Annotated in this window: 16 protein-coding genes; 13 read left to right on the forward strand and 3 right to left on the reverse strand. The window is 64.7% G+C overall.

The features are described from left to right. Window positions 1-79: 79 nt before the first annotated feature. Window positions 80-2071 carry a sensor histidine kinase gene (locus ACVWY1_RS17870; protein WP_277502664.1) on the reverse strand — a complete coding sequence of 664 codons (1992 nt, stop codon included), beginning with the start codon at window positions 2069-2071 and terminating at the stop codon, window positions 80-82. 265 nt (window positions 2072-2336) lie between these two features. Between ACVWY1_RS17870 and ACVWY1_RS17875 the strand changes: the two genes are divergently transcribed. The 8 genes from ACVWY1_RS17875 to lnt all read left to right on the forward strand — a co-directional run bounded on the left by ACVWY1_RS17875 (window position 2337) and on the right by lnt (window position 9855). Further along, window positions 2337-3134, forward strand: a complete 798-nt coding sequence (locus ACVWY1_RS17875; RefSeq protein WP_102684169.1) for a hydroxymethylpyrimidine/phosphomethylpyrimidine kinase — start codon at window positions 2337-2339, stop codon at window positions 3132-3134. 14 nt (window positions 3135-3148) lie between these two features. After that, a complete protein-coding gene (thiE, locus tag ACVWY1_RS17880; protein ID WP_277502662.1) occupies window positions 3149-3772 on the forward strand; it encodes a thiamine phosphate synthase in 624 nt (207 codons plus the stop codon). Between the two features lie 17 nt (window positions 3773-3789). After that, window positions 3790-5073, forward strand: coding sequence for a glutamate-1-semialdehyde 2,1-aminomutase (hemL, locus tag ACVWY1_RS17885; protein WP_277502661.1), 1284 nt, complete (start codon window positions 3790-3792; stop codon window positions 5071-5073). A gap of 199 nt (window positions 5074-5272) precedes the next feature. Further along, a complete protein-coding gene (locus ACVWY1_RS17890) occupies window positions 5273-5818 on the forward strand; it encodes a tetratricopeptide repeat protein (protein WP_102684172.1) in 546 nt (181 codons plus the stop codon). Window positions 5819-5998: 180 nt separating this feature from the next. Continuing rightward, the gene (locus tag ACVWY1_RS17895; protein ID WP_139668302.1) at window positions 5999-6997 is read left to right on the forward strand and encodes a PhoH family protein; all 999 of its coding nucleotides are present in this window, start codon (window positions 5999-6001) and stop codon (window positions 6995-6997) included. After that, window positions 6990-7463, forward strand: a complete 474-nt coding sequence (ybeY, locus tag ACVWY1_RS17900) for an rRNA maturation RNase YbeY (protein WP_023630353.1) — start codon at window positions 6990-6992, stop codon at window positions 7461-7463. Before ACVWY1_RS17895 ends, ybeY begins: the two co-directional genes overlap by 8 nt. A gap of 26 nt (window positions 7464-7489) precedes the next feature. Continuing rightward, entirely contained in the window at window positions 7490-8329 is an 840-nt protein-coding gene (locus ACVWY1_RS17905; protein WP_023630352.1) for an HlyC/CorC family transporter, read from the forward strand. An 8-nt stretch (window positions 8330-8337) separates the two neighbouring features. Continuing rightward, on the forward strand, window positions 8338-9855 hold the full coding sequence (gene lnt, locus ACVWY1_RS17910) for an apolipoprotein N-acyltransferase (protein ID WP_457378590.1): 1518 nt from the start codon (window positions 8338-8340) through the stop codon (window positions 9853-9855). A gap of 32 nt (window positions 9856-9887) precedes the next feature. On the opposite strand, the gene ACVWY1_RS17915 is transcribed toward lnt, so the two are convergent. Next, window positions 9888-10649 carry a YdcF family protein gene (locus tag ACVWY1_RS17915; protein WP_102684176.1) on the reverse strand — a complete coding sequence of 254 codons (762 nt, stop codon included), beginning with the start codon at window positions 10647-10649 and terminating at the stop codon, window positions 9888-9890. A 123-nt stretch (window positions 10650-10772) separates the two neighbouring features. Next, window positions 10773-11087 (reverse strand): hypothetical protein, encoded by a 315-nt coding sequence (locus tag ACVWY1_RS17920; RefSeq protein WP_046857271.1) that lies wholly within the window; start codon window positions 11085-11087, stop codon window positions 10773-10775. Window positions 11088-11324: 237 nt separating this feature from the next. Between ACVWY1_RS17920 and leuS the strand changes: the two genes are divergently transcribed. The 5 genes from leuS (at window position 11325) to ACVWY1_RS17945 (ending at window position 17331) form a co-directional block, all read left to right on the forward strand. Further along, window positions 11325-13931 carry a leucine--tRNA ligase gene (gene leuS, locus ACVWY1_RS17925; protein ID WP_457378591.1) on the forward strand — a complete coding sequence of 869 codons (2607 nt, stop codon included), beginning with the start codon at window positions 11325-11327 and terminating at the stop codon, window positions 13929-13931. 62 nt (window positions 13932-13993) lie between these two features. Further along, window positions 13994-14599, forward strand: coding sequence for an LPS-assembly lipoprotein LptE (locus ACVWY1_RS17930; protein WP_102684178.1), 606 nt, complete (start codon window positions 13994-13996; stop codon window positions 14597-14599). Between the two features lie 37 nt (window positions 14600-14636). Beyond that, window positions 14637-15674, forward strand: coding sequence for a DNA polymerase III subunit delta (gene holA, locus ACVWY1_RS17935; RefSeq protein WP_277502652.1), 1038 nt, complete (start codon window positions 14637-14639; stop codon window positions 15672-15674). A gap of 116 nt (window positions 15675-15790) precedes the next feature. Further along, complete coding sequence (gene arfA / locus ACVWY1_RS17940) at window positions 15791-15955, forward strand: alternative ribosome rescue factor ArfA (protein ID WP_102684180.1); 165 nt, start codon at window positions 15791-15793, stop codon at window positions 15953-15955. Between the two features lie 62 nt (window positions 15956-16017). Beyond that, window positions 16018-17331, forward strand: a complete 1314-nt coding sequence (locus ACVWY1_RS17945) for a lytic murein transglycosylase (RefSeq protein ID WP_046857275.1) — start codon at window positions 16018-16020, stop codon at window positions 17329-17331. The last annotated feature ends 24 nt before the right edge of the window (window positions 17332-17355 follow it).

The following is a 17355-nucleotide window of genomic DNA, read 5'->3' on the forward strand; positions in this document are numbered from 1 at the left end:
CATGGCTGGATAACCCAGTGAAGCACCGCGGGCCGGTCAGTCAAAGTGACAAAACGGACTACATCGGGGGCACCTCTGTTCAGAAGCGGTCCAGGCTCGAGGCGGCACGGGCCGGTGGAGCCTGCACCTGTGCCACCATCAGGGGCAGCGTCAGCTCGAACCGACTGCCCAGCCCCTGCGTGGACTCATGGGACAACGTGGCCCCGATCAACTCGCTCAACTGGCGGCAGATGGACAGGCCAATCCCCAATCCGCCATAGCGCCGGGTCATCGAACCGTCCACCTGGAAGAAGCGCTGGTACAGCACCGCCTGATCCAGGTCGTCGAAGCCGATGCCGCTGTCACTGACCGTGAGGCTCAGGGCCAGGCTGTCAGGTCCGGTTCGCCGGCCACGGGCCTGCACGGTGACACCGCCCTGGTGGGTGAACTTCAGCCCGTTGTCCACCAGGCACGCCAGGCAGCGGGCGAGCTTCTGTGCATCGCCGACCAGGCTGTCGGGCAGGTCGGCGGGGATGTCCAGGCTCAGGTACAGGCCCTTGGCCAGCGCCTGGCTGGCATAACCGGCCCGCAGTTCCTGAAGCAGCCGCCGCAGGCTGAACGCCATGCCATGGTTACGCAGGCGCCCGGCCTGCAGCTCGGTGAGGATGAGGATATCGTCGACCATCGCCATCATGTCCTGGGCTGACCCCCTGGCGGTGCGATGATACTGGGCCTGCTCGGCGCTCATGGGCAGGGTGTGCAGCAGTTCCAGCGAACCGATCACGCCGTTCATCGGCGTGCGCAACTCGTGGGTCACGGTGGCGAGGAACTCGTCCTTGAGCCGGTTGCTGCGGGCCAGTTGCAGGTTCAGTTGCTCCAGGGTGCGTCCGGTGTCACGCAGGGTCTGCGCCTGCTGCTCGCGCAAGCTGTTGATGCGGTCGGCCAGGGCCAGCGACAACAGCGCCACCTCCAGCGCCGCGCCAAGCTGGCTGGCGTACATGGTGATGAACACGTTGGGCAGGTGCCCAAGCACCATCAAGGTGTTGACCAGCCCGCCGACGAGGAAGGCCGTCCAGGCGATGATGAACCAGCGCGCAACGCGCAAGCCGCGCCACCAGGCATACAACCCCGCACTGAAGATGCTCACGGTGAACAACAGTGCCAGCAGCGTGGCCATGCGCAGCGCCACGCCGTAACGCAGGGTCACCGCCAGCACCATCACCAGCGCACCACCTGCCATCAACCCCTTCAGCAGGCGGTCGAGGCCACGGCTGAGGTTGCCCAGTTGCAGGAAATGGCGGGCGAACTGGCAGCCGAACAACCCGGCGGCGCCGATGAACAATGGCGTGGCGGCATTTGCCCACCAGGGGTTGTCCGGCCAGAAGTAGGCGATGCCGGCACCGTTGACCGAAACCTGGTACAGGCCGAACGAGGCAATGTAGAGGATGTAGTACAGGTAGCTGACATCACGCACGCTGAGGTACAGGAACAAGTTGTAAACCAGCATTACCAGCAGCACGCCGTAGATCATGCCCAGCACGTAAAGACGCGTGGGCTGGTCTTCCAGATAGGCCTGGGCCGACCACAATGTCAGCGGCGCCTGGATCGAACCCTGGCTGTGCAGGCGCAGGTAGACGGTCGTCGCCTGGCCGGGGTGCAGCGGCAGCTCGAACAGGTAGTTGTTCTGGCGGATCTGCCGGCTGGCATAGGGCAAGGCATCACCTGTGCGCTGGGCGAGGCGATAGGTGCCCTGCGCGTCCGGCAGATAGAGTTCCAGATGATCCAGCGGCGGGTAGGCAAGCTCCAGCAACCACTGGCGTGGTGCTGGCGAAGATGTGGCTGAATAGGCGAGATCGACACGGAGCCAGAAAACGGAGGTCGAATAGCCGGCGTTGAGCACCTCGTCGTGATGGGCATGGAAGCGTCCGGCGAATGCGGCGGTACTGACCTGGGCGATGCTGGCGCTGCCATCGTGGTCTTCATAGACCTGCATGTAGCGGCCCAGCGGCAAGCGCCCGGTGGAGTCGTCGAATTCGACCGCTCCGGCAAGCAGGGGCAAGCAGCCCAGAAGCACAATCAGCAAATAGCGCATACAGCCCCAGCATGGCCTGTCCGGTCGCGTCGCGGTTGCCTCCCTTCCCTTTGAGACGACGTGATCCGGCAGAACCCGTTCATCGAGTTATCCGAGCACTCTAGCATAGCCTCCAGCACTGCTCGGCAGCTACTGAGATTTTCAATGCAGAGGCTCTAGGACGCACGTTTCAGAATATCCAACAAAACCAACCTGACCACTTGATCAGCAATTCTCTCGCCGCGACCGAACCGCACAAAAAGGTTTGGTGATAAGCTCGCCGACCATGAATACCTACAGCTCCCGCCCCGTTGTCCTCTGTCTCTCCGGCCACGACCCCAGTGGTGGCGCCGGGCTGCAGGCAGATATCGAAGCCCTGATCGCCCAGGGTTGTCACGCCGCACCCGCCGTGACCGCCCTGACCGTGCAGGATACCGTCAACGTTTCCGACTTCCGCGTGCTTGACCGCGAGTGGGTGCTGGCCCAGGCCAACGCCGTGCTGGCCGACTCCCCGGTAGCCGCGGTGAAGCTGGGCATGCTCGGCTCGATCGAGATGGTCGACACCGTCGCCGAACTGCTGTCCGCCCACCCGCACCTGCCTCTGGTCTGCGACCCCGTTCTGCGCGCCGGTGGCGGTGGTCGCCTGGGCAAGGACGAAGTCGGCTACGCGTTGCGCGAACGCCTGCTGCCGCTGGCCACCATCGCCACGCCGAACCTGCCGGAAGCACGCATTCTGGCGGAACTGCCCGAAGGCACCGCGGACGAGTGCGCCGAGAAATTGCTGCCGTTCTGTAGACACCTGTTGATTACCGGCGGTCACGGCGACGAGGTGGAAATCCACAACCGCCTGTATAGCCGCGACGGTCAGCAGCACACCTGGACCTGCCAACGCCTGCCGGGGAGCTACCACGGCTCGGGCTGCACCCTGGCCAGCGCCCTTGCCGGCCGCCTGGCTCTCGGCGAAGCATTGACCAGCGCCGTGCGCAGCGCCTTGGACTACACCTGGCGCACCCTGCGCGACGCAGAACAGCTGGGCAAGGGCCAGTACGTGCCGCGCCGCCTGCCCCTGGATTTCTGTTCCTGACACGAGGCCCTCCGATGAAGCTCCGCGGTCTGTACGCGATCACCGACAGCCAGCTGCTGGCCGGCCGTTTCCTCTCCCACGTTGAAGCGGCGCTGGAAGGTGGCGTTCGCCTGTTGCAATACCGCGACAAGAGCGACGATACCGCCCACAGACTGCGCGAGGCAGAAGCGTTGAAGACGCTGTGTGAGCGTTACGGCACCGAGCTGATCATCAACGACGACGCCGAACTGGCGGCCCGCCTGGGCGTTGGCGTGCACCTCGGCCAGACCGATGGCCCGCTCACACCGGCCCGCGCCTTGCTCGGCCGCGAGGCGATCATCGGTTCGACCTGCCACGCCAGCCTGGACCTCGCGCGGCAGGCCGCCAGCGAAGGCGCCAGCTATGTCGCCTTCGGCCGCTTCTTCAATTCCGTCACCAAACCGGGCGCGCCCGCCGCCAGCGTCGAACTGCTGGAGCAGGCCCGCGCCCAGGTCAAGCTGCCGATCGCGGTGATCGGCGGCATCACCCTCGACAACGCCGCCCCGCTGGTTGCCCATGGCGCCGACTTGCTGGCGGTTATCCACGGCCTGTTCGGTGCCGACAGCGCGCAGGAAGTCACCCGCCGCGCCCGCGCCTTCAACGCCCTGTTCGCTTGCTGATTTCGAGAGAAGATCCCATGTCCCGTTCCGAAGCCCTGTTCGCCCAAGCCCAGAAACACATCCCCGGTGGCGTCAACTCGCCGGTTCGCGCCTTCAAGAGCGTCGGTGGCACTCCGCTGTTCTTCAAGCACGCCGAAGGCGCCTACGTCATCGATGAAGACGACAAGCGCTACGTCGACTATGTCGGTTCCTGGGGCCCGATGATCCTCGGCCATGCCCATCCGGACGTGCTGGACTCCGTACGCAAGCAGTTGGAGCACGGTTTGTCCTACGGCGCGCCGACCGCCATGGAAACCGAGATGGCCGACCTGGTCTGCTCGATCGTGCCGTCGATGGAGATGGTGCGCATGGTCAGCTCCGGCACCGAAGCGACCATGAGCGCCATCCGCCTGGCCCGTGGCTACACCGGCCGTGACGCCATCATCAAGTTCGAAGGCTGCTACCACGGTCACTCCGACAGCCTGCTGGTCAAGGCCGGCTCCGGCCTGCTGACCCAGGGCGTGCCAAGCTCGGCCGGTGTGCCGGCGGACTTCGCCAAGCACACCCTGACCCTGCCGTTCAACGACATCGCCGCCGTCGAGAAGACCCTGGCCGACGTCGGCCAGACCGTGGCCTGCATCATCGTCGAGCCAGTGGCCGGCAACATGAACTGCGTGCCGCCGGCGCCGGGCTTCCTCGAAGGCCTGCGCGCATTGTGCGACAAGCACGGCGTGGTACTGATCTTCGACGAGGTGATGACCGGCTTCCGCGTTTCTCTCGGCGGTGCCCAGGGCCACTACGGCATCACCCCCGACCTGTCGACCTTCGGCAAGATCGTCGGCGGTGGCATGCCGGTCGGCTGCTTCGGCGGCAAGCGCGAAATCATGGGCTGCATCGCCCCGCTGGGCCCGGTCTACCAGGCCGGCACCCTGTCGGGCAATCCGCTGGCCATGGCCGCCGGCCTGACCACCCTGAAGCTGATCAGCCGCCCGGGCTTCCATGACGAGCTGAGTGCCTTCACCAGCCGCATGCTCGATGGCCTGCAACAGCGTGCCGATGCCGTGGGTATCCCGTTCGTCACCACTCAGGCGGGCGCCATGTTCGGCCTGTACTTCAGCGGCGCCGACGATATCGTCACCTTCGACGACGTGATGGCCAGCGATGCCGAACGCTTCAAGCGCTTCTTCCACCTGATGCTCGAAGGCGGCGTGTACCTGGCGCCAAGCGCCTTCGAAGCGGGTTTCACCTCCATTGCCCATGGCGACAAGGAGCTGCAGATCACCTTGGATGCGGCCGAGCGGGCATTTGCCAAGCTGAAGTAAGGGTGTTCCTGTCTCGGCCTGATCGCGGCCTTGCCCCACGATCAGGCCGGACCAAGCAAGCCTGTGAACCCCATCACAGCCCGTCACGTCCAATCCGGCTGTAGAAATTCGCGTAAATCTTTGTAAGGTAGGCGCTGCTTATCCCATAATGTGCCACCAGAGACATTGGCCGTAGCTTTGCAGAGGTAAGTCGATCCCCATGAACCGCACCGGCCGCGCCCTTACCCTGGGCTGCCTGTTGCTTCTTCAGCCCCTGCTGGCCTTGGCGGAGGGCGGTAATTCGTTGCTGATTCCAGCGACGGGCCGCTGCGCCCTCGATACCGCGCCCGAAGACCTGCCCAATGCCCTGAAGGCCTGCGAGCAGACCGCTCAGTCAGGGGATGCCGAAGCGCAGTACGAGCTGGGCGAGTTCTACTACAGCGGCACGCCGCGCCAACTCGACAACGCGCTCAAGTGGTTCGAGAAAGCCTCGCTGCAAGGCCAGGCGCAGGCACAATACCGTCTTGGCTCGATGTTCTTCCACGGTGAAGGGGTCAAGGCCAACAACGTGCAAGCCTACATCCTGCTCAAGATAGCCGCGGTCAACGGTGCCGAAGACGCCCTGGACATGGCCGACGAAGTCACCGAGCAGATGCCCCGCGACGAGCTTGAGCACGCTACCCAGGTACTCGGCCAGATCTTCCGCAAATACCTGCTGGAACTGCAGAACGCCGAAGGGCGCACACCTTTCTCTCCTCTTCCCTGACCCGTTGCCCGGCCCGGCGCTGGCCCCGGCATCATCGATTCGTCAACTTGCCCTGCCATGCTTTGACGCACGGATCGGACGCTTCCCAGCGACCCTTGATCGTTTCAGTGCTTTCGCCACTGCCACTCAAGGGTTATTCTTGAGTTCACATTCATTGCCGTCGAGCGGCTAAAAACGACCTTGAACGCACCCATACAACCCCATCGCTTTATACTCGAGCCCTTCGAGGCCCATCGCTTCGCCAACCTGTGCGGCCAGTTCGACGAGCACCTGCGCCTGATCGAACAACGCCTGGCCATCGAGATCCGCAACCGCGGCAATCAGTTCGAACTGATCGGCGAGCCCAAGACCACCTCCGCCGCCGAGCAACTGCTGCGCCGCCTCTATCGCGAAGCCAAGGCGAACGAGCTGTCACCGGAAACGGTGCACCTCTATCTCCAGGAGTCGACGATCGAGAACATCGAGAATCCGGCCGTCAACGAAGTCAGCGTCTCGCTGCGCACGCGCAAGGGCAATATCCGCCCGCGCGGCGTCAACCAGCAGCGCTACGTCAAGGAAATCCTGGCCAACGACATCAACTTCGGCATCGGCCCGGCCGGTACCGGCAAGACGTACCTGGCCGTGGCCTGCGCGGTCGATGCGCTGGAGCGTGAACAGGTGCGCCGCATCCTGCTGGTGCGCCCGGCGGTCGAGGCTGGCGAAAAGCTCGGCTTCCTGCCCGGCGACCTGGCCCAGAAGATCGACCCGTACCTGCGCCCGCTCTACGACGCGCTCTACGAGATGCTTGGCTTCGAGCACGTGGCCAAGCTGATTGAGCGCCAGGTGATCGAGATCGCGCCGCTGGCCTACATGCGCGGCCGCACCCTGAACAACAGCTTCATCATCCTCGACGAGAGCCAGAACACCACGCTCGAACAGATGAAGATGTTCCTCACCCGCATCGGCTTCGGCTCGACCGCGGTGATCACCGGTGACATCACCCAGGTCGACCTGCCCCGCGGCACCAAGTCGGGCCTGGCCCATGTGATCGAGGTGCTCAAGGACGTGCCAGGCATCAGCTTCACCCATTTCCAGCCCAAGGACGTGGTACGCCACCCGTTGGTGCAGCGTATCGTCGAAGCCTACGACCGCTTCGAAGCCCGTCAGTCCAAGCCCGAGGCACCCGGCAAAGATGCTTGAACTCGATCTGCAACGGGCCACGGACGCCGCTGCCCCCGATGACGCCGCCTTCCGCCGCTGGTGCGAACTTGCCCTGCGCCAGCGCAGCGCCGACTCGGAAATGACCATCCGCCTGGTCGACGCCGCCGAAGGTCGCGAGCTGAACCACACCTACCGGCACAAGGACTACGCCACCAACGTGCTGTCCTTCCCCGCCGACGTCCCCGACGAGCTGCTCGACATCCCGCTGTTGGGCGACCTGGTGATCTGCGTGCCGGTGGTCGAGCGCGAGGCCGCCGAACAGGGCAAGTCCCTGGAGGCGCACTGGGCGCACCTGGTCATCCACGGCTGCCTGCACCTGCTCGGCTACGACCACATCGAAGACGATGAAGCCGAGGAAATGGAAGCGCTGGAACGGCAATTGCTGGCGGAACTGGGTCACCCGGACCCTTACGCCGACGACGAAACCGAAACAATCACACACTGATACTGCAAGGATCACGAGTAACCGCCATGAGCGAAGACCGATCGAGCAACGGGCAGAAGTCCTGGTTGGGTAAGCTGACCCAGGCTTTTGCCCATGAGCCGAAAAACCGCCAGGAGCTCCTTGAGCTGCTGCGCGAAGCCCATCAGAACAAACTGCTCGACAGCGAAGCGCTGACCATCGTCGAAGGCGCCATCCAGGTCGCCGACCTGCAGGTACGCGACATCATGGTGCCGCGCTCGCAGATGATCAGCATCAAGGCCAACCAGTCGCCCCGCGAGTTCCTGCCGGCAGTGATCGATGCCGCGCACTCGCGCTACCCGGTGATTGGCGAGAGCCACGACGATGTGCTCGGCATTCTGCTCGCCAAGGACCTGCTGCCGCTGATCCTCAAGGAGAATGGCGACAGCTTCAACATCAAGGACCTGCTGCGCCCGGCCACCTTCGTGCCCGAGTCCAAGCGCCTGAACGTGCTGCTGCGCGAGTTCCGCGCCAACCACAACCACATGGCCATCGTCATCGACGAATACGGCGGCGTGGCGGGGCTGGTGACCATCGAGGACGTGCTCGAGCAGATCGTCGGCGATATCGAGGACGAGCATGACGTCGAGGAAGACAGCTACATCAAGCCGCTGCCCAGCGGCGACTTCCTGGTCAAGGCACTGACCCCGATCGAGAACTTCAACGAGTTCTTCGACAGCGAATTCTCCGATGACGAGTTCGACACGGTCGGCGGCCTGGTGATGAGTGCGTTCGGCCATTTGCCCAAACGTAACGAAACCACCGAGATCGGCGGCTACCGCTTCCGCATTCTCAATGCCGACAGCCGCCGGATACACTTGCTGCGCCTGACACCGATCAACCGTTAAGGACGAACATGCGCTGGATCACCCGCCCCGGCTGGCCCGGTAACCTGCTGGCCATGGCGGCCGGCGCCTCCACCCTGCTGGCCCTGGCCCCCTTCGACATCTGGCCGCTGGCCCTGCTGTCCATCGCGCTGTTCTATGCCGGGCTGCGCGAGCTGAGCCCGCGACAGGCCATGGGCCGGGGCTGGTGCTTCGGCTTCGGCCTCTACGGCGCCGGCACCTGGTGGATCTACGTCAGCATGAACACCTACGGCGGCGCCTCGCCGCTGCTGGCGATCCTGCTGCTGCTGGCATTCTTCGCCTGCCTGGCTTTCTTCTTCGCCTTGCCCGCCTGGCTCTGGGCACGCTGGCTGCGTCGCGACGAGGCGCCGCTGGCAGACGCCTTGTGCTTTGCCGCCCTGTGGTTGCTGCAGGAGGCCTTCCGGGGCTGGTTCCTCACCGGTTTCCCTTGGCTCTATGCAGGTTACAGCCAGCTCGATGGCCCACTGGCGGGCCTGGCGCCGTTGGGCGGCGTGTGGCTGATCTCGTTCGCCCTGGCGTTGACTGCCGCCTTGCTGTGCAACCTCCATCGCCTGCGCCAGCGCCGCTCGTTCCTGGCCGTTGGTGCGGTGCTGCTGGTGGCGCCATGGATCATCGGCCTGGCCCTGAAGGATCACGTCTGGACCAAGCCGGCAGGTGATCCGCTGAAGGTCGCGGCCCTGCAAGGCAACGTCGAGCAGGACCTGAAGTGGGACCCGGCGCATGTCGATGCGCAACTGGCGCTGTACCGCGACATGAGCTTCAGCTCCAGGCCCGTCGACCTGCTGGTTTGGCCGGAAACCGCCGTGCCGGTGCTCAAGGACCAGGCCGAGGGCTACATCGACATGATGGGCAACTTTGCCGCCGAGAGGCACTCGGCACTCATCACCGGCGTGCCGGTGCGGCAGATGGTCCACCACCAGCGCCGCTACTTCAACGGCATCACCGTGACCGGCGAGGGCGACGGCACCTATCTCAAGCAGAAGCTGGTGCCCTTCGGTGAATACGTTCCATTGCAGGACATGCTGCGCGGCCTGATCGAGTTCTTCAACTTGCCGATGTCGGATTTCGCCCGTGGTCCCGAGGACCAGCCATTGCTGCAGGCCAAGGGTTACCAGATCGCCCCGTACATTTGCTACGAAGTGGTCTATCCCGAATTCGCCGCAAGCCTGGCCGCACGCAGCGACCTGCTGCTGACCATCAGCAACGACACCTGGTTCGGCACCTCGATCGGCCCCTTGCAACACCTGCAGATGGCCCAGATGCGTGCGCTGGAGGCGGGCCGCTGGATGATCCGCGCCACCAACAACGGCGTGACCGCACTGATAGACCCGTTCGGCAGGATCACCGCGCAGGTCCCGCAGTTCCAGCGGGCCGTGCTGTACGGCGAGGTGGTGCCGATGCAGCAACTGACGCCGTACCTGCAATGGCGCTCGTGGCCGCTGGCGATCGTCTGCGTGCTGCTGGTGGGCTGGGCCTTGCTGGCCGGGCGCATCGCACGCACCGTCTGAAGCATCCCTTGGGCCGCGTAGCGGCCCAAGTCTTAGTAGAACAGGCGATACCCCACTAACCCCGCCGCCTCGTTGAGCAACTGCCCGCTCTGCCACATTGCCCGGTTTTCCGGCAGCAACCCCGCGAACGGCCGCGCATGATCGCGCCCCAGGAACCCCACCGGCGCCGGCACCACTTCGAACCCGGCCCGCTCGAAACTCCAGCGCGAGCGCTGCATGTGCCAGGCCTGCGTCACCACCACCACCCGCTTGATACCCAGCGGTTGCAACACCTTGGCGCTGAACTCGGCGTTTTCCCAGGTGGTGTGGCTGGCTTCCTCCTTCCAGGAAACCTTTACGCCAAAGTCCGCCTCCAGGCGGTCAGCCATCAGTTGGGCCTCACTGGGCGGCGTGCCATAGTGCAAGCCACCGCTGGTCAGCACCGGCAGCCCTGAGGCCTTGGCCAGTTGCGCGGCGTAGCGCATGCGCTCGAGGGCAACATAGGTTGGCTGATCAAGGCCACCCCAGGCCGGATCGCCGCGCTCCCGTCCGGCGCCCAGGACCACGATGGCGTCGGCCCTGGATGCCAGGCCTGCCCACCCCTCGAGCGCCAACGCAGGTTCTGTTTCAAGGGTTCGGGCAACTTGCTCGACCGTCAGTGGCAAGCTCATCAGCCACAAGCCACCCAGCCCCAGGGTGAAACAGGCCGCGGCCAGGCGCGGACGGCGCCGGCGCCACCACCAGGCGGCCAGCAGCAACAGGAACAGGACGCCAGGCGGCATCAACCATTGTTTGATGAAAAAGCGGATCGGCATCACACACCTCCATGGAAGGCGTGCAGCCTAAGAGGATCGGCACCGGGCCTCAAGGGCAACCGGCGCCGATCGATGCGTGCATTGCGAAAACCGGCGCGTCGTCGCGCCTGCAACCCTGAACGGCTATCGGGACGGCAATGTCCTGGAGCTGGCTGGGGCGCCGGGGCGCCTGCGGTCCTTGAGCCAGACAATCCTGGCCGAGGACGGCTCCGGTTGCGGGTAGGCACCGGCACTGGCAAATCGGCCTTCCGGGAGGGATTCCAGGTAGGCTTTGATCACCTCGAACTCGGCATGGCTCAGGCCACGCAATTCCAGTTCGGCAGGCATCTCGTCGCGCAATCGCACGGAGGTTCTGGCCACTTCCAGTGCCAGGCCCAAACGGTCGATCAAGCGCTCGTAAAGCTCCGGTTTGCTTGCGGTTAGTTGCGACTCTCCCATCCGTTCACCTCATTGAAGGTAAGAATATCTCCCCCCACAGATGAGCTTAGCGTCACTCGTAAAAGCGGCCGGGCGCCGCGACCAACGGCCCGCGCGGCGGGCGATGCAATCAGGGTTTCCCACGATGCGCGGCGCTCATGTATGCTACGGCGTTCACTCTTGCAGATCCCGGAGTGCCGGACGCAGCGAGGTCGAGCTGCCTGGAACATGTCTCTTATCTCTCAATACAAAGTAGCCATGCACGAACAATACACGCCCCGTGATGTAGAAGCCGCCGCCCAGAATGCCTGGGACGAGCAACAATCGTTCGCTGTCACCGAACAGCCAGGCAAAGACACCTACTATTGCCTATCGATGTTCCCGTACCCGAGCGGCAAGCTACACATGGGCCACGTGCGCAACTACACCATCGGTGACGTGATTGCCCGCTACCAGCGCATGCTGGGCAAGAACGTCCTGCAACCGATGGGCTGGGACGCCTTCGGCATGCCGGCGGAAAACGCCGCGATGAAGAACAACGTCGCCCCGGCCAAGTGGACCTACGAGAACATCGACTACATGAAGACCCAGCTCAAGAGCCTGGGTCTGGCCATCGACTGGTCGCGTGAAGTCACCACCTGCAAGCCGGACTACTACCGCTGGGAGCAGTGGCTGTTCACCCGCCTGTTCGAGAAAGGCATCATCTACCGCAAGAACGGCACCGTGAACTGGGACCCGGCGGACCAGACGGTCCTGGCCAACGAGCAGGTCATCGATGGCCGTGGCTGGCGCTCGGGCGCGCTTATCGAAAAGCGCGAAATCCCGATGTACTACTTCCGCATCACCGACTACGCCGACGAGCTGCTGGAAAGCCTCGACGAGCTGCCGGGCTGGCCCGAGCAGGTCAAGACCATGCAGCGCAACTGGATCGGCAAGTCCCGCGGCATGGAAGTGCAGTTCCCCTATGACAAGGCGAGCATCGGTCATGAGGGCACCCTGAAAGTCTTCACCACCCGTCCGGACACCCTGATGGGCGCCACCTACGTTGCCGTCGCCGCCGAACACCCGCTGGCCACCCAGGCCGCCCAGGGCAACCCGGCGCTGCAGGCGTTCATCGACGAGTGCAAGAGCGGCAGCGTCGCCGAGGCCGACATGGCCACGCAGGAGAAGAAGGGCATGGCCACTTCCCTGTTCGTCGAGCACCCGCTGACCGGCGAAAAGCTGCCGGTATGGGTCGCCAACTACGTGCTGATGCACTACGGCGATGGCGCTGTCATGGCCGTGCCGGCGCACGACGAGCGCGACTTCGAGTTCGCCCACAAGTACAACCTGCCGGTCAAGGCGGTGGTGCGCACCAGCGTCGGCGACGAAGTCGGCAGCGAGTGGCTGGCCGCCTACGGCGAACATGGCCAGCTGATCAACTCCGGCGAGTTCGACGGCCTGGACTTCCAGGGCGCCTTCGATGCCATCGAGGCCGCGCTGATCAGCAAGGACCTCGGCAAGTCGCGCACCCAGTTCCGCCTGCGCGACTGGGGCATCAGCCGCCAGCGCTACTGGGGTTGCCCGATCCCGATCATCCACTGCCCGTCCTGCGGCGACGTGCCGGTGCCGGAAGACCAGCTGCCCGTTACACTTCCGGAAAACGTGGTACCGGACGGTGCCGGTTCGCCCTTGGCGCGCATGCCCGAGTTCTACGAGTGCACCTGCCCGAAATGCGGCACCGCGGCCAAGCGCGAAACCGACACCATGGACACCTTCGTCGAGTCGTCCTGGTACTTCGCCCGCTATGCCTCGCCGAACTACGATAAAGGCTTGGTCGACCCTAAAGCCGCCAACCACTGGCTGCCTGTCGACCAGTACATCGGCGGCATCGAGCACGCCATCCTGCACCTGCTGTATGCGCGCTTCTTCCACAAACTGATGCGTGACGAAGGCCTGGTCACCTCCAACGAGCCGTTCAAGAACCTGCTGACCCAGGGCATGGTCGTCGCCGAAACCTACTACCGCGTCGCCAGCAACGGCGGCAAGGACTGGTTCAACCCGGCCGACGTCGAGATCGAGCGTGACGCCAAGGCCAAGATCATCGGCGCGCGCCTGAAGACCGATGGCCTGCCGGTGGAAATCGGCGGCACCGAGAAGATGTCGAAGTCGAAGAACAACGGCGTCGACCCGCAGTCGATGATCGAGCAGTACGGCGCCGACACCTGCCGCCTGTTCATGATGTTCGCCTCGCCACCCGACATGAGCCTGGAATGGTCCGACTCCGGCGTCGAAGGCGCCAGCCGCTTCCTGCGCCGCGTCTGGCGCCTGGCCCAGGCCCACGTGGCCCAAGGCCTGCCGGGCACGCTGGACATCGCCGCCCTGAGCGACGAGCAGAAGGTCATCCGTCGCGCCATCCATGCCGCGATCAAGCAGGCCAGCACCGACGTGGGCCAGTACCACAAGTTCAACACCGCCATCGCCCAGGTGATGACCGTGATGAACGTGCTGGAGAAGGCGCCACAGGCGACCGCCCAGGACCGCGCCCTGCTGCAGGAGGGCCTCGAGGCCGTGACCCTGCTGCTGGCACCGATCACCCCGCACATCTCCCATGAGCTGTGGAAGCAGCTGGGCCACGACCAGGCGGTGATCGATGCGAACTGGCCGATTGTCGATGAAGGCGCCCTGGTACAGGACACCGTGACCCTGGTGGTACAGGTCAACGGCAAGCTGCGTGGCCAGGTGGAGATGCCAGCCGCTGCCAGCCGCGAGGAAGTCGAGGCCGCCGCTCGCAACAACGAGAACGTCCTGCGCTTCACCGACGGCCTGACCATCCGCAAGGTCATCGTCGTTCCGGGCAAACTGGTCAACATCGTCGCCAACTGATGGCAACGCCCGCCTGTATATCCTGCAGGCGGGCGTAATCGGTCCACGAGGGAGCAACACACATGATCAAACGCAATCTGCTGGTAATGGGCCTGGCTGTCTTGCTCAGCGCCTGCGGTTTCCAGCTGCGCGGCACCGGCACCAACGAACTGAGCATCAAGGAAATTGACCTCGGCGCCCGTAACGAATACGGCCCGACCGTCATGCAGCTGCGCCGCACCTTGCAAAGCAGCGGCGTGAAAGTCTATTCCGGCGCCCCCTACAAGCTGGTGCTCACCAACGAGCAGGAAACCCAGCGCGCTGCAACCTACAGCGGTGGCAACCGTTCGGCCGAGTACGAACTCACGACCGTGCTGAACTATACGATCGAAGGCCAGAACGACAGCATGTTGCTTGAAGACAAGCTGCAAGTGCAGAAGTACTACGTCTACAACGGCAACAACATCACCGGCTCCGGCCAGGAAGCGAACCAGGTCCGCGAGGAAATGCGTCGTGACCTGGTACAGGCCATGATGGCTCGCCTCCAGCAACTGACCCCGACGCGCCTTGACGAGCTGCAACGCAAGGCCAACGAGCGCGCCGAAGCCGAGGCTCGCGCCCTGAAGGAAGCCCAGCGCATCCAGGACGAGACGCCTCAGCAGTCGCCGCTGGAAGTCCCGGCTCCCTGAGCCTGAACGGGGCACCTGAGGTGCCCCGCCCTTCGCCATGAAGCTCTCCCCCGCCCAACTCAACAAGCACCTGCAAGGCCAGCTGGCGCCCGTCTACATCGTCAGCGGTGACGACCCGCTGCTGTGCCAGGAGGCCGCCGACGCCATCCGCGGCGCCGCGCGCCAGCAGGGCTACGACGAACGCCAGGTGTTCAGCGCCGATGCCAACTTCGACTGGGGCAACCTGCTGCTGGCCGGGGCCAGCCTGTCGTTGTTCGCCCAGCGCCGGCTGCTGGAGCTGCGCCTGCCCTCGGGCAAGCCCGGCGACAAAGGCGCTGCCGCGCTGATGGAATACTGCGCCAACCCGGCCGAGGACACGCTGCTACTGATCAGCCTGCCCAAGCTCGATGGCAGCGCGCAGAAAACCAAGTGGGGCAAGGCCTTGATCGAAGGCGCGCACTGCCAGTTCATCCAGATCTGGCCGGTGGACGCCCAGCAACTACCGCAATGGATCAACCAGCGCCTGTCCCAGGCCGGCCTGTCGGCCCAGCGTGACGCCGTCGACTTGATCGCCGCCCGGGTCGAGGGCAACCTGCTGGCCGCCGCCCAGGAGATCGAGAAGCTCAAGTTGCTCGCCGAGGGCAACCAGATCACCGTTGAAACCGTCCAGGCCGCTGTCGCCGACAGCGCCCGCTTCGATGTGTTCGGGTTGGTCGATGCCATTCTCAATGGCGAAGCAGCCCATGCCCTGCGCATGCTCGAAGGACTGCGCGGTGAAGGTGTCGAGCCGCCGGTCATCCTCTGGGCCCTTGCCCGCGAACTGCGCTTGCTCGCCGGGCTCGCACAGCAGTTCAGCCAGGGCGTGCCGCTGGACAAGGCCTTCAGCCAGGCGCGCCCACCGGTGTGGGACAAGCGCCGACCGCTGGTGAGCAAGGCCCTGCAGCGCCTTTCGGCGCAACGCTGGGCCATGCTGCTGCAGGATGCCCAGCGGATCGATGCGCAGATCAAGGGCCAGGCCGAAGGCTCGCCGTGGACCAGTCTGGCACGCCTGTCGCTGCTCATGGCCGGACAGCGCCTGGCGCTGCCCGCCGAATAAAGCGCATCGCGGGTCACGCCCGCGATGAGCCCCGCTGCCATAAACACAATCAATTGGCTCACATGGCGCTACAGGCCTACAGTGCGCCCGCAATCCACCCCGACCGGGAATCCACCATGAGCAAGAAGCAAAAAAAGCACGGTCCCAACAAGGCCAAGTCGATCATCGCCCAACCGCTGTTCCGCTGCCGCCAGGAACAGGCAGGAAAAGGCAAAGGCAGCTACCGCCGCGAAGCCTTCCAATCGAGAGATTGGGAGGCTTCCTGCTTTATGGCCGCCTGAAAAGGCATGAAATGCGCAGGCATGGTATGGTCGGCACCTGACCTGCAATTCTGGATCTGTGCATGCCCTCTCGTCTCACTCTCCGCTGGCAACCCCGCCAGCTGATCGCGGCCACAAGCTTCATCCTGCTCGTCGCCTGCGCCGAGAAACCCACCGCCGCCGATGCCCTGCCGCTGGCACCCGCCCAGCCCGCACCCGTCGTTACGCTGCCCGGCACCACGCCCGATAGCAGCAGCGAAATCCAGCCCCTGCAGACCTTCGCCCAATGGCAGGCCGGTTTCCGCGAGCAAGCCCTGCAAGCCGGGATCAGCGCCAGTCTGTTCGACCGTGCCTTCCTCGGCGTCACCCCGGACATGGACGTGATCAAGGCTGACCGCAGCCAGCCGGAGTTCACCCGCCCGGTCTGGGAATACCTGGACGGTGCCCTGTCGCCGCTGCGCGTACGCAACGGCAAGAAACTGCTCGAACAGAATGCCGAGCTGCTGGCACGCATCGAGCAACGCTACGGCGTCGACCGCCAGGTGCTGGTCTCGGTGTGGGGCATGGAGAGCAACTTCGGCCAGTTCCAGGGCAGCAAGTCGGTGATCCGTTCGCTGGCCACCCTGGCCTATGAAGGCCGCCGCCCCCAGTTTGCCCAGGACCAGCTGATCGCCGCCCTGCAGATCCTGCAAAACGGCGACATCCAGCCTGACGCGATGCGCGGCTCCTGGGCCGGCGCCATGGGCCAGACCCAGTTCATCCCGACCACCTACCTCACCCACGCGGTGGATTTCGACGGTGATGGTCGCCGTGACATTTGGAACAGCACCGCCGATGCGCTGGCCTCCACCGCGCACTACCTGCAGGCCTCCGGCTGGAAGCGTGGCCAGCCTTGGGGCTTCGAGGTACAGGTACCTGCCGGCTTCGACTGGTGGCTGGCCGATGGCAGCCAGCGCAAGAGCGTCAGCGAATGGTTGCAGCTGGGCGTGAAACTGCCCGCCGGCACCGCATTGCCCGCAGGCAGCAACCAGCTGTCCGCTGCCCTGCTGCTGCCCGCCGGTGCCCGTGGGCCGGCGTTCCTGGTGCTGGACAACTTCCGCGCGATCCTCAAGTACAACAACTCGTCCTCCTACGCGCTGGCGGTGAGCCTGCTGGGGGATCGCTTCTACGGTTGGGGGTTCATTGCCGGCAGCTGGCCGAAAGAAGACCTGCCGCTGAGCCGCAGCGAACGTATCGAGCTGCAGACCTTGCTCAACGCCAGTGGCCATGAGGCGGGCAATCCCGACGGGATCATCGGCGCCAATACCCGCAAGGCCATTCGCAATGCGCAGCAGGCGCAGGGCTGGCCGGCGGATGGTTATCCGACGCACAAGCTGCTCGACAGCCTGCGTCGCTAGCAAATACTGGGGCCGAAAAACGGC

It is taken from the genome of Pseudomonas sp. TE6288, from assembly GCF_054062095.1.

Coding starts and splice junctions, on each gene's coding strand:
- ACVWY1_RS17870 (WP_277502664.1), bottom strand. CDS start 2,071: ATGCGCTATTTGCTGATTGTGCTTCTGGGCTGCTTGCCCCTGCTTGCC.
- ACVWY1_RS17875 (WP_102684169.1), top strand. CDS start 2,337: ATGAATACCTACAGCTCCCGCCCCGTTGTCCTCTGTCTCTCCGGCCAC.
- thiE (WP_277502662.1), top strand. CDS start 3,149: ATGAAGCTCCGCGGTCTGTACGCGATCACCGACAGCCAGCTGCTGGCC.
- hemL (WP_277502661.1), top strand. CDS start 3,790: ATGTCCCGTTCCGAAGCCCTGTTCGCCCAAGCCCAGAAACACATCCCC.
- ACVWY1_RS17890 (WP_102684172.1), top strand. CDS start 5,273: ATGAACCGCACCGGCCGCGCCCTTACCCTGGGCTGCCTGTTGCTTCTT.
- ybeY (WP_023630353.1), top strand. CDS start 6,990: ATGCTTGAACTCGATCTGCAACGGGCCACGGACGCCGCTGCCCCCGAT.
- ACVWY1_RS17905 (WP_023630352.1), top strand. CDS start 7,490: ATGAGCGAAGACCGATCGAGCAACGGGCAGAAGTCCTGGTTGGGTAAG.
- lnt (WP_457378590.1), top strand. CDS start 8,338: ATGCGCTGGATCACCCGCCCCGGCTGGCCCGGTAACCTGCTGGCCATG.
- ACVWY1_RS17915 (WP_102684176.1), bottom strand. CDS start 10,649: ATGCCGATCCGCTTTTTCATCAAACAATGGTTGATGCCGCCTGGCGTC.
- ACVWY1_RS17920 (WP_046857271.1), bottom strand. CDS start 11,087: ATGGGAGAGTCGCAACTAACCGCAAGCAAACCGGAGCTTTACGAGCGC.
- leuS (WP_457378591.1), top strand. CDS start 11,325: ATGCACGAACAATACACGCCCCGTGATGTAGAAGCCGCCGCCCAGAAT.
- ACVWY1_RS17930 (WP_102684178.1), top strand. CDS start 13,994: ATGATCAAACGCAATCTGCTGGTAATGGGCCTGGCTGTCTTGCTCAGC.
- holA (WP_277502652.1), top strand. CDS start 14,637: ATGAAGCTCTCCCCCGCCCAACTCAACAAGCACCTGCAAGGCCAGCTG.
- arfA (WP_102684180.1), top strand. CDS start 15,791: ATGAGCAAGAAGCAAAAAAAGCACGGTCCCAACAAGGCCAAGTCGATC.
- ACVWY1_RS17945 (WP_046857275.1), top strand. CDS start 16,018: ATGCCCTCTCGTCTCACTCTCCGCTGGCAACCCCGCCAGCTGATCGCG.